Source organism: Leptospira meyeri (genome assembly GCF_004368965.1).
Lineage (GTDB): Bacteria > Spirochaetota > Leptospiria > Leptospirales > Leptospiraceae > Leptospira_A > Leptospira_A meyeri.
This window is the reverse complement of the sequence record NZ_SORO01000001.1, coordinates 2421929-2434549: the sequence shown is the minus strand read 5'-3', so window position 1 is coordinate 2434549 and position 12621 is coordinate 2421929. Positions and strand designations below refer to the sequence as shown.

Here is a 12621-nt window from a genome sequence, read left to right as displayed (position 1 = left end):
GGTAACAAAACGAACCAATTTACTTCTAATATTTGTATAAGATTTAGAATTGTTTTAAACTGTTGACAATTCTTCTTTCGAGAATTCGCTGGCAGTAGATGGTTATGGTAATGAAAAAGACTATTGTGAGTAGACTCGCTATCGTACTATTCTCACTAATATTCGTCAGTACTAACACTGAAGGATATCCAACTAGTTTTACCTCTCATCTCGAAACAAAATCATATAATCCATTCAGTTTATTCGACTTTAACAATTTTCATGGCAGTATTTCCGAACCAAATGAAGAAGAAGCCAGGTTAGATTCTTTTCATCAAAGTCAAATTTATTCTTCCTTATCTTTTTACATCCCACTACCAATTGAATATTTTTCTGAATCTCTTACTAAGCTTTCTGTAAGTCCCGTTTCCACAGATAGCCTAGAAAAACCGAAAAACCGAGCACCTCCTACCTATTATTCCATCTAACATCTTTTCCTTCGATGGCTGCATATCTTTGCAGTCTGATGATCTTAGATCGAATTCTTTTGTCGCAACATAACGTTTCGCAAAGTGAGGACACCATGAAATTTCTTTTAGAGCGTAAAAGCTCACACTTCCACAGAATTTCTATATTTTTCATTAGTATATTCTTATTAAATTTTATTCTAGTAAACTGTCATTCAGACAACCATGAAGAAAAAAATTCACTTATGGCGGCTTACCCTTGGAAACAAGATGTAACGATTGAAAAAAGTTATGTGGCACAAGTAAAAGCCATTCAACGCATAGAAATAAGAGCATTTGAAAAAGGATACTTAACCAATATCTATATGGATGAAGGAAAAGTTGTAAAAAAAGGCCAAAAACTTTTTCAAGTAATGCCTATGCTTGTGAATGCTCAATACGAAAAAGCAAAAGCCGAATATGAATCCACTTCAATCGAATTTGAAAACACGGAAAAACTTTTTAAAGAGAATGTGGTATCTCAAACTGAGTTGTCATTAATCAAAGCTAGGTTGAAAAAAAATAAAGCAGCAATGGACTTGGCACAAATCCATCTCAACTTAGCAACAGTAACGGCACCGTTTACTGGAATTACCGATCGATTCCAAGTTCGTTTGGGAAGTTTGGTAGAAGAAGGAACACTATTAACAACCATCTCTGATATCTCCAAACTCTGGGTTTACTTTAATGTATCCGAAAAAGATTACTTGAATTTTACAAGTGATAGGAAATCTAGCGACAAACCATTAAAAGTAAAATTCTTAATGGCAAATAATCAATTTTTTAAGTATGAAGGAATCGCTGATACAATCGAAGGTGAATTCGATAGCGAAACCGGAACCATTCCGTTTCGAGCCACATTTTCCAATCCAGAACGACTTTTACGCCATGGAGAAACAGGCAACGTTGTCGTTCATGAAAAACTGAAAGATGCATTGATCATTCCTCAGAAAGCAACTTTCGAAGTTTTAGATAAACATTATGTTTATATAGTCAATCTGAAAGGTAAAATCAAAGCCACTGAGATCAAAATCGCAAATGAAATTCCTCACCTATTTGTTGTAGAGTCTGGGATTTCCGAAAACGATATCATTCTTTTAGAAGGGCTTGGTAAAGTTCACGATGACGATGTAATCAAATACAAAGTGGAATCTCGTGAAAATATACTTAAAAGTTTCAACTTAGCAGCTCATTAGGAGATCAATTTATGTTTACTAAATTTCTCCAAAGACCCGTCCTTGCTATCGTTTTATCCGTGTTAATTGTTTTTGTTGGTTTGATTTCGATCAAAAATATTCCAGTATCACAATTTCCCGAAATTGCACCTCCAAGGGTGACCATTACTTTATCCTTTCCCGGTGCAAGTGCACAAGTATTAGTGCAATCAACTATCACAACTCTCGAACAAGCAATCAATGGAGTTGCTGGAATGCGATATATGATTTCATCATCCACAAGTTCTGGTGATGCGATCATTCAAGTATTATTTGAACCAGGAACCAATCCAAATGATGCCTTAGTACAGGTAAAAACTAGGGTGGATCAGATGATGTATCGAGTTCCAGCACTTGTGCGTTTGGAAGGAATTTTTGTACAGCCTGTACAACCAAGTATGTTGTTGTATGTAAACTTATTCAGCAAAGATCCTAATGCGAGTGAGAAGTTTCTTTATAATTATGCAACAGTCTTCCTACTTCCCGAATTAAAACGAATCCATGGAATCGGACAAGCAAAGATCTTAGGAACAAGACAGTACGCCATGCGTGTTTGGTTGAATCCAGATCGAATGAGAGCCTACAATGTAACGACTTCCGAAGTGATGAAGGCCATTGAAAACCAAAGTATCATTGCAAGACCTGGCCGGCTTGGACAAAGTTCTGGGAAAGAAGCTCAATCATTAGAATATACACTTACCTATGAAGGTTGGTACAACGAACCACAACAGTATGAAAATATCATCATCCGGGCCAAAACCGGCGGAGAAGTTTTATACTTAAAAGATATTTCAAAAGTCGAACTTGATAGTGAGTTTTATAATATTTACTCCGATGTGGATGGGCATCCGGCCGCAGCCATCATGTTCAAACAAACGGAAGGAAGTAATGCAAAAGAAGTCATCGAGGATATCAAATCAAAGTTAGAAGAACTGAAAAAAACATTTCCTCCGCAGATGGATTACAAACTCAGTTATGATGTTTCAAACTTTATCGATGCTGCTATCGAAAAAGTAATTCATACACTGGTAGAAGCCTTTGTCCTCGTTGCCATCGTCGTGTTTATCTTTCTTGGAGATTGGCGCTCCACACTCATTCCCATCATAGCAGTTCCCGTATCCTTAATTGGTGCATTTTCTTTTATGTTGGCTCTCGGCCTTACCATCAACTTGATTACACTATTTGCGATGGTTCTCGCCATTGGAATTGTTGTGGATGATGCGATTGTTGTTGTGGAAGCAGTGCATGCAAAAATGTCAGAAGAACATTTAAGTGTATATGCATCTGTAAAAAGTGTTTTAGGAGAAATCAGCGGTGCCGTCATTGCCATCACACTCCTTATGACAGCGGTTTTTGTTCCTGTGACTTTTTTGCCTGGACCTGTAGGAGTTTTCTACCGGCAGTTTGCGATCACAATGGCAACGTCCATCGTGTTATCAGGATTTGTAGCCTTAACACTCACTCCCGTGTTAACAGCTATGATTCTAAAACCACATTCACACGATAAAAAAACTCACAATCCCATCGATATCTTCTTAACCAAATTCAATTTCTATTTTGATCAAGTAACAGAAAAATATGTAAACTTAATGCATCGTTTTTCTGGATCGAAAGTGTTTATTGTTTCCATCCTTCTTAGTTTTACAGTTGGATTTCTGGTACTAACACAAATTGTTCCCGCTGGATTTGTTCCAGGAGAAGATCAAGGTATGATTTACGCCGTCATACAAACTCCTCCCGGATCAACGATTGAAAAAACAAACGATGTCGCACGCAAACTCCAAGAGATTGCATTAAAAATTGAAGGTGTGGACTCAGTTGCTTCCCTTGCCGGTTATGAAATTTTAACAGAAGGGGAAGGTTCCAACGCAGGAACTTGTCTCATCAGTTTAAAAGATTGGTCGGATAGGAAAAATTCCGTTCACGATGTGATGGAAGAACTCGAACGAAATACAAAAAACTTCGGCGCCATCATTGAATTTTTTGAACCTCCTGCCGTTCCCGGATTTGGTGCGGCCGGTGGTGTTATGTTTCGATTGTTGGACAAAACAAATAGCGGTGATTATACGGCCTTTGATAAAGTCCATGAAGAATTTATGACTGAACTTAGAAAGAGAGAAGAGTTAACAGGGCTATTTTCTTTTTATTCAGCAAAGTTTCCACAACTCGAAGTGAAATTGGATCGAAAACTGGCGATGCAAAAAGGTGTCAACATAGGCGAAGCTATGGACAATTTGGACATCCTCGTTGGTAGTACGTATGAACAAGGGTTCATCCGTTTTAACCAATTCTTTAAAGTTTATGTCCAATCACTTCCTGAATTTCGCAGGTTACCATCTGATATTTTGAAATTATTCACACCAAACGACAAAGGTGAAATGGTTCCATATTCAGCGTTTTTGTCTCTCGAACAAAAACAAGGTGCTAACGAAATCACAAGATACAATGCTTATACTTCATCGGTAATAAACGTTTTACCAAACAAAGGTTATACAACAGGTGATGCCATCCAAGCAATTCGCAAAGCTTCTCAAAATTTACCTGCAGGATTTGAAGTGGGTTGGGAAGGACTTTCCTATGATGAAGCTGCCAGAGGGAATGAAGCCATCTTTATCTTCCTCGCAGTAATTGTATTCGTTTACCTTGTTCTTTCTGCCCAATATGAAAGTTTCATCATTCCTTTTTCGGTGATCCTATCACTCCCACCAGGAATTTTCGGAACCTTCTTTCTTTTGAAATTGTTAGGTCTTGCCAACGATATCTATGCACAAATTGGGATGATCATGTTAATCGGTCTTCTTGGAAAAAACGCTGTGCTAATTGTAGAATTTGCAAGGCAAAGACAAGAAGCAGGTTTAACAGTATTTGAAGCAGCACTCGAAGGGGCAAAAGCAAGATTTCGTCCCATCCTTATGACCTCGTTTGCCTTTGTTGCCGGTTTATTACCACTGGTTTTTGCAACGGGCCCTGGAGCCATCGCCAATCATACAATCGGCGCTTGCGCGTTAGGTGGTATGGTATTCGGAACTATCTTTGGTGTTGTCATCGTTCCAGGATTATATATTATCTTTGCAAACATAGCAAAGGGTAAAACTTTAATCTACAAAGAAGATCTTATGCCACTCACAGAATCTCCTGAAAGTTACATAACTTCAGAAATAGAAAGAAAAAAATTAAAAAGGGGAAAGAAGTAAAATGAAACGAATTATCATTTCCTCAATATTTTTATTCACATTCTCTTGTATTCCCGCTCTTTTAGAAAGAGACAAAGAAGATTTAAAACTTCCTGATGAGTTTTTAAATTGGGAAAGTTCCGAAAAATCGGTGAAGTTAGCAAATCAAATTTGGAAGGAATTTTTCAAAGAATCACAGTTAGTCGAACTCATTGACGTTGCTATTGAAAACAACCAGGAACTTGCAATTTTAGAACAAGAAATTAATATTTCTAACAATGAAGTGTTTGCAAGACAAGGGGAATATCTTCCGAAATTATCCCTTCAAGCTGATGGTGGAAGTGAACAAAAAGAACGGTTTAGTACACCAAATGCAAATTCCCCTACTCTTTTTGCCCATGGTGGGCTAGTGATGAGTTGGGAAATCGATATTTGGAAAAAATTAAGAAACGCAACTAAGTCAGCTTATCTTCGTTATCTGGCTGGAATTGAAGGAAAACGATATGTTGTCACTAATTTGGTAGCCGAAATTACCGATACATATTTTGAACTGATCGCCCTCGACAACCAACTCACTTTGGTGGAGAACTACATTGAAGTACTAACCAAGGTCAAAGAAATTGTTGTTCTACAAAGAGAAGCGGGGAGGACAACCTCACTCGCCGTAAAACGTTTTGAAGCAGAAGTATCTAAAAACTTAGCAAGAAAGTATGATATCGTCCAACGAATCGCCATCACAGAAAACCGTTTGAACTTTTTACTAGGAAGGTTCCCAGAAAAAATCACAAGAAAGTCTGGAGATTTTTTAGACATCACACTTCCTGAAATTCAAAAATCTGTCCCCATTGATCTTTTGGAAAATCGACCAGACATCAAACAAGCAACGTTGATTTTGGAATCGAGAAAACTAGATGTTGAAGTTGCCAGAGCCAAATTTTATCCATCACTTATGATTGATGGAAACATTGGATATGAAGCTTTTAATTCTAAACATTTTAAAGGAACACCTGTATCGTTAGCTTATGGTTTAGGTGGAGGAATCATAGCCCCACTTATTAACAGAAAAGCCATTGAAGCAAACTACTCAACGGCAAACAATCTTCAAATCCAAGCTTTATACAATTATGAAGTTTCTCTACTAAAAGCTTTTACAGAAGTCACCAACCAAATTGTAAAAATAAACAATTTAAAACAAAAGTTTGAAGCAAAAACTAAACAAGTATTAAACTTAAAAGAATCTGTAGAAATTTCTAACATACTTTTCAAAGCCGGCCGTATCGATTACATTGATGTTTTATTTACCCAACGTGACTTCTTAGAAGCTCAGATCGAAGTGTATGAATTAAAATACAGCTTATTAGAATCTAACGTCGGTTTGTATAAAGCACTTGGCGGCGGTTGGCGAGGTCAAAAAGAACCAGAAGGCGAAAGAAAGACAAGTAACTTCTAAATTATGTCGAATCTACACACAAAGTCGATTAAAACAACGAAATTAGATAAGTATTTCTTATAGACAAACATTGATTAATAAAAAATTTAATGTAAATTGTGGTTTCAAAAAATCGAAAGACAAAACTGATATTTCTTTTTTTTATAACACAATTTTTTCTTTGTCAGTGCAATCTGTTCATTTTCCATTCAAATTTGCCAGAAGCAAAAAATGGTTTTTTAGATTTATCAAATTTGATTCATCAAGACATCCAAAAGGACTTCGTAATTCTTAATGGCGAATGGAAGTTTTTTTGGAATGAATCTAAAAATGAGAAACTTCCTCTAACTAATAATCTAGAATCAGAAACAATTATTGTTCCAAGTTCATGGAACCAAAAACTAATTAATGATAAAAAAATTGGAAGTTTCGGCTACGCTACCTATTTCCTTCAAGTCAAGATACCAGAAAACTGGAAAAATAAAATCCTATTATTAAGAGCCGATTACCATGCAGGTGCGTATGAAATATTTGTAAACGCTGCTCTTTCCCAATCAGTAGGAAAGTTTGGAACAACGAAAGAAACTTCAAAAAATGTTCATTCCCCTTCTCTTGGATATATATATGCAAATTCTGACATTCTAAACATTCTAATCCACGAATCAAACTTTGAACATCGAGTAGGTGGAATTGGAAGACCATTATATTTAGGACTGCCTAATGCAATAAATACAATTTCTAATCAAAGAAGAAATTCCGACTTATTTTCAATAAGCGTTTTATTTATAATTGGTCTTTATTATATTTTTTATTTTCTGATAAGGAAATCCGATAAATCGAATTTAATTTTTGCCCTTCTCTGTTTTTTTCTGCTGATTAGAGCTTTTGTTCAAAACGAGCAAATACTGAGAGAGTTTTATCCAAATGGAAATTATAAGCTATTTCTCCTAATTGAATATAGTGCAATGTATTTCTCTCCAAGCATTGCACTTCATTTTTTTTCGCTTCCTATTGAATATCCTTATAAAAATAAATATTTAATCATCAGTTATAGCATTTCTTTTCTATATTTTTTTTATGCTATATTTTTAGATACCTATTCAATTTCTTTAACCGTTTTACAATTTCAATACATAGTATTATTAATCGCAGTATTTACCGTTTTATTAAACATCCTTGCGATTTATAAAAGAGTCAAATACTCATGGATTTCGTTATGCAGCATGTTTGTTGCCTTGATCACAATCATTATTGATATGATGATTATTCAGGAAAAAATTCAATTTCCATTCACTGCTTCATATGGATTAATTTTTATGATTTTCACCCAAGGTATTATTCTAGCAGTCCGACATTCAGAAGCCTATAGGACAAATGAAAAACTAACAAATGAATTAACCCTATTCAATGAAAATTTAGAGAACAAAGTAAAGGAAAGAACCTTAGAATTAAACTTAGCAATTGAAAGAATGGAAAAGTCAGTTAAAGCCAGAAATGAATTTTTGGCAAACATGAGCCATGAAATTAGAACACCAATGAATATCATTTCAGGTATGGCTCAACTATTAGATGAGTCTGATTTGAAGCCAGAGCAAAAAGAATATGTATCCCTTTTCAACATAGCCAACAAAACTTTGTTAAATGTTCTGAATGACGTTTTAGATTTATCGAAACTAGAGCAAGGGTTTTTAACCATTGATAGTCATGATTTTAAAATTGATGAATTATTTAGCGATCTAAATAAGATTTTTCAATTCAAAACTAAGGGAACTTTGGTTACTTTCGAAATACTTATAGACCAAAATGTACCTTTATTTGTTAAAGGTGATTCAAACAGAATTTCACAGATTTTGTTTAATTTACTTAGCAATGCGTTTAAGTTTACCAATGTAGGTAAAGTGGTTCTGTCACTTAGCATTGAAGACAATGGTTTTTTTGTTTTTAAAGTTAGGGATACAGGCATTGGTATGACAGAAGAAAAGATCAGTAAATTATTTATAAGGTTTTACCAAGCTCATGATTCAAATCAAATCTTTCAAAGAGGAACTGGTTTAGGATTGGCGATTTCAAAGAAATTAGTTGAACTGATGAAAGGAACAATCTCTGTTAAAAGTAGTTTAGGTGAAGGGTCAGAATTTAAATTCAAAATTCCTTTAGATATTGCAACGCCCAAGAATTTTGAAAATTCCCAATTCCAACAAACTAATAAACAATTTGAAAATTTGAAAGTTTTCGTAATCGATGATGTTCAAGAAAATTTACTTATTGTTAAGAAATTCTTAGAAAAAAAAGTTTCTGTTATTTATTTATCTACAGGTGGTATAGAGGCTGTTAGCATTTATGAAGAAAATCTATTTGATATAGTATTAATGGATATCCAAATGCCTAATTTAAATGGATTTGATATGCTAAAAATTTTCCGAAAGATAGATTCAGATCGATTTCATTTTTGTCCAATAGTTGCATTTACTGCGAATGTTACTTTGGAAGAACAACGTGAAATATTAGAAGCAGGCTTTAGTGGTTTTCTATCTAAACCAGTGTCAAAAAAAGATGTTTTTGATAAATTTATAGAAATTTTAAAATAATTTACGAAAATATAATTGCTATTATTTCCTGAATCATTTTTTCACTTTTCTTCTGTGATACAACAATGCCTTCTTTAAACAAACAATGAGTTTGGTTTTAGAAAGTTTTTGATTCGTTTTAAAATATAACGCTCTTCTTCCATCACAATTCAATTCAGGAAATTCAATTGCAATTTCTTTGGCAATGGTAGTTTTACAATTGAAATAAAGGGCAAATTCCGAATCGTCTACCTTTCCGATTCGAATGGTAGAACCCGATTTTGTTTTAGGTGTTAAAAAACTTGGCTCCGCCCATTTTACACATTCTTCAATTTCACCAATACGTTCATCTGATTCATACAATTCATAAATCCAAGTTCGGATTTCCATAAACTTATCAAACATTACAGGTGTTAAATTAAAATAATAAGATGATACTTCTTCAGAGGGAATTGGATATTTTTGTTTGGATTTATTTTTTTGTTTTGGAGAAGTCGATTTCATGTTCACTCTATCCATAGTTTTCAAAGCAAACTAGTTTTAAATTTTTAATAATTTATTATAGAAGTTTTAAACTAAAGAAAAAAAGAATTAGAAAACTCTAATATTGAAATATAGGGCCAATCTTTTCGTCCATAGCTTTGAATCGAACTTTGTCTCCAATTTTTACAACGCTAAAATCAGAAACACCCTCAACCACAGTCGTTAGTTTTACATTTTCTTCTGTTTGTACAATCGCCAAAACATAAGGGGCACGAGTTGCCATATGACCAAATCCAACATACACAACCGTAAACGAATGGATGATCCCATTAGGATTCAGATTTACAGGCTCTATAGATTCGCTTCCGCATGAGGGGCAACCGGAAGTTTGTTCCGCCACTTTAAAATCACATTGTTTGCAATGGATTCCCGGAAAGGTTTCAACTACGTTCATAGTACATTACTCAGTTTTTCTTGAAATAAACGCAATACGTTTAAATCCTTATTTGAGTTAAAATTTCTATTTATCGATTCATTCTAAATTACTACTGACAGTCTTAGAGCTGCCCTGGATAACCGTAATGCGATTAAATCCATATCGAAACCGAATTTCAGTTAATCTATCTACTTATCGAATGGAATTTACAAAAAATTCTTAGTCGGAAGCATTTTATACGCAATGCGCATAAATCTCCCCACAGTTCACAGGTTATCCCAACTTACCCCTAACGACAAGCTTGTTATACGCATTGCATATAAATCCCTGCAGGCTATTGGTTATTAATTTCTTAGGCCAGAAGAGGCTAATGGTGAGTTATAAACGAAACACGTTTAAATCCCGTTGTCACTATTACAGCCTCAACAGGATTTAAACGTGTTATGTAAATACTTAAAGTCTTATCCTACTTCAATCTTTCGATGATGGTTGCGATACCCATACCGCCACCGATACAAAGAGTAATCAGTCCGTAACGAAGGTCTCTTCTTTCCAATTCGTCAAGAACAGTTCCAGTAAGAATCGCACCAGTTGCTCCGAGTGGATGTCCAAGAGCAATCGCCCCGCCATTGACATTGATTTTGGATTCATCAATTCCGAGTGTTTTCTTTACATATAACACAACAGAGGCGAAAGCTTCGTTGATTTCCCAAAGGTCAATGTCTTTAACGCTAAGACCGGCTTGTTTCAAAGCTTTTTGAGAAGCAGAAACAGGACCAGTTAACATGATGGTTGGATCTTCACCAGTTGCCACTGTTGCAAGAATTCTTGCACGTGGTTTCAAACCGTATTTTTTCAATCCATCATCATTGGTAACTAAAATCGCAGCAGCACCATCAACAATACCAGAAGAGTTTCCAAGAGTATGGATGTGATTAATTTTTGTTACTTCTGGGTAAGAACGTAACGCAATCGCATCCAATTCTTTTTCACCGATGGTTTTGAATACAGGTCCAAGACTTGAAAGGAATGCGTAATCAGATTCCAATCGTGGGTTTTCTTCTTCCGTCACAACGGTTCCATCATCCAAAGTAATTGGGATCACAGATTTTTTAAAGTATCCGTTTTGAATGGCAGCATGTGCTTTTTGTTGTGAAGATTCTGCAAAACGATCTGCTTCTTCACGAGAAATATCATACTTAGTTGCGATTAAGTCAGCAGAGATCCCTTGTGGAACTAGATTGTAATGTGCAGCAATTTTATCGTTACCAACGTTAAAATCACGACCTATCATATCATCACCCATTTTCACACGGCTCATGGATTCAACTCCACCACCAACTCCAAGTTCCATTGCTCCGGAAGCAACATGGTTTGCTACGTTGTTGAGTGCCTGTAATCCAGATCCACAAAACCGGTTCACAGTATAACCTGGAACATCTTTTGGCCAATGAGCCGCCATAACCGCATAACGAGCGATACATGCAGCTTGGTCAGCAACCTGGGATACACAACCCATTACAACTTCTTCAACCGTTTTTGGATCGATTCCGGTACGTGATTGGATGGCTTTTAATGTGGCAGCAGCTAATTCTTGTGGGTGGACGGATGCAAGTGTCCCGCGTTTTTTGCCCTTTCCTCTCGGAGTTCGGACAGCATCAATAATATAGGAATTCCCCATGGGTTTACCTCTCTCTGGGTGTTTCTAGGAAAAACGTACAGAGTTCGCCTCACAAGAAAAGTAAAAAAATCATCATTTCGTCATAGTTTTCATGAATTTGTGACGGTAGTAGAGTAATTTTGCTCGAATTTGGCAGCCGTAACCCGAAAACATAGCGTCGAGTCGGTCTGCTTTGCTTTCATTTCGTTCTTCGGCAATCCGAACGTAGCGAAAATTGGGTTCAATCGCCTCCGAAAATTCCCTTTTGTTCCAATCCACATAACGCCAAGCGCTGAAACTATGGTTCACGCCGACCTTTTCATCGATGGTTCCAATGAGTTGGAACTTGGATTCACAGGGAGTTCGAAAAAATATGTAACGATTGAAAAAATATAAAATGGTGCGATGAGGGTTGGCATCCAAAACCGATCGAAAATGTTCCCTCATCTCTTCTACAGTATAAAACAAATCAGGACCGGAATTGGTACTGCGAAAGATTACTGGTGAAAATTCATTTGGCGTATATAATTTTGTTAAAATTCGAATGTAGGAAGGGTCATCCAATCGATAAGGAATCTCGTTAAAAGCAAAAGGAAACGGTTCTCTTTCTGTGAGATGAATTTCTATATACCGTGTGTGATCGTATTCCGGATCATTAATATCAGTTGCCACAATTTTTTTTATGTAACGTGAAAGGAACTGATCTTCGTATAAGTCCCGAACCGTGACCGCACCTTCTTCATAAAGAATGGCACTTCCAAAATCGATAAAACTAGCGCCATCTAACAAACGCCCAATGGACCCATACTCATGGTGTAAAATACGATTTCGAAAGATCGAACGTAAAATCAAATTATGATCATACAATCGTTTTCGTCCAGATCGTTGTTCTACAACTGTGTTTTTAGTTTTTTTAACTTTATAATAGTGAATATGATTAGCGAGGCCAAATCGTAACTTTTCAAAAGCATGATTCTCCAAAACTCTCCTTTCATCTTCTTCGTTTTCAATAATGGTAGTTTCAGCAAAAAGTGTAGAATGAAACCCAAATACGAGAATCCAAACAAAAATACTAAAAAGAATTCTCAAACTTTTGATTACCATCAATCTGTTTGCAAACTTTATATAGAAAAAAATGTTTTTCGATTTTTGAATCAAAGAAAGTGAATTCACG

At 35.7% G+C, this 12621-nt stretch carries 9 protein-coding genes; 5 read left to right on the top strand and 4 right to left on the bottom strand.

Annotated elements, in window-relative coordinates:
* Positions 1 to 110: 110 nt before the first annotated feature.
* The 5 genes from CLV96_RS11460 (at position 111) to CLV96_RS11440 (ending at position 8889) form a co-directional block, all read left to right on the top strand.
* The gene (locus tag CLV96_RS11460) at positions 111 to 467 is read left to right on the top strand and encodes a hypothetical protein (RefSeq protein ID WP_134151968.1); all 357 of its coding nucleotides are present in this window, start codon (positions 111 to 113) and stop codon (positions 465 to 467) included.
* 224 nt (positions 468 to 691) lie between these two features.
* Positions 692 to 1681 (top strand): efflux RND transporter periplasmic adaptor subunit, encoded by a 990-nt coding sequence (locus CLV96_RS11455; protein WP_004787480.1) that lies wholly within the window; start codon positions 692 to 694, stop codon positions 1679 to 1681.
* Between the two features lie 11 nt (positions 1682 to 1692).
* Positions 1693 to 4893 (top strand): efflux RND transporter permease subunit, encoded by a 3201-nt coding sequence (locus tag CLV96_RS11450; protein ID WP_004785941.1) that lies wholly within the window; start codon positions 1693 to 1695, stop codon positions 4891 to 4893.
* A gap of 1 nt (position 4894) precedes the next feature.
* Positions 4895 to 6322, top strand: coding sequence for a TolC family protein (locus CLV96_RS11445; protein WP_134151966.1), 1428 nt, complete (start codon positions 4895 to 4897; stop codon positions 6320 to 6322).
* A 194-nt stretch (positions 6323 to 6516) separates the two neighbouring features.
* The gene (locus CLV96_RS11440; protein WP_004786582.1) at positions 6517 to 8889 is read left to right on the top strand and encodes an ATP-binding protein; all 2373 of its coding nucleotides are present in this window, start codon (positions 6517 to 6519) and stop codon (positions 8887 to 8889) included.
* A 33-nt stretch (positions 8890 to 8922) separates the two neighbouring features.
* On the opposite strand, the gene CLV96_RS11435 is transcribed toward CLV96_RS11440, so the two are convergent.
* The 4 genes from CLV96_RS11435 to CLV96_RS11420 all read right to left on the bottom strand — a co-directional run bounded on the left by CLV96_RS11435 (position 8923) and on the right by CLV96_RS11420 (position 12551).
* Positions 8923 to 9372 carry a hypothetical protein gene (locus tag CLV96_RS11435; RefSeq protein WP_004785300.1) on the bottom strand — a complete coding sequence of 150 codons (450 nt, stop codon included), beginning with the start codon at positions 9370 to 9372 and terminating at the stop codon, positions 8923 to 8925.
* Between the two features lie 97 nt (positions 9373 to 9469).
* Positions 9470 to 9805, bottom strand: coding sequence for a Zn-ribbon domain-containing OB-fold protein (locus tag CLV96_RS11430; RefSeq protein ID WP_004787466.1), 336 nt, complete (start codon positions 9803 to 9805; stop codon positions 9470 to 9472).
* Positions 9806 to 10253: 448 nt separating this feature from the next.
* Positions 10254 to 11468 carry an acetyl-CoA C-acetyltransferase gene (locus CLV96_RS11425; protein ID WP_004786662.1) on the bottom strand — a complete coding sequence of 405 codons (1215 nt, stop codon included), beginning with the start codon at positions 11466 to 11468 and terminating at the stop codon, positions 10254 to 10256.
* 72 nt (positions 11469 to 11540) lie between these two features.
* Positions 11541 to 12551 carry a hypothetical protein gene (locus CLV96_RS11420; protein ID WP_004786904.1) on the bottom strand — a complete coding sequence of 337 codons (1011 nt, stop codon included), beginning with the start codon at positions 12549 to 12551 and terminating at the stop codon, positions 11541 to 11543.
* Between the last annotated feature and the right edge of the window lie 70 nt (positions 12552 to 12621).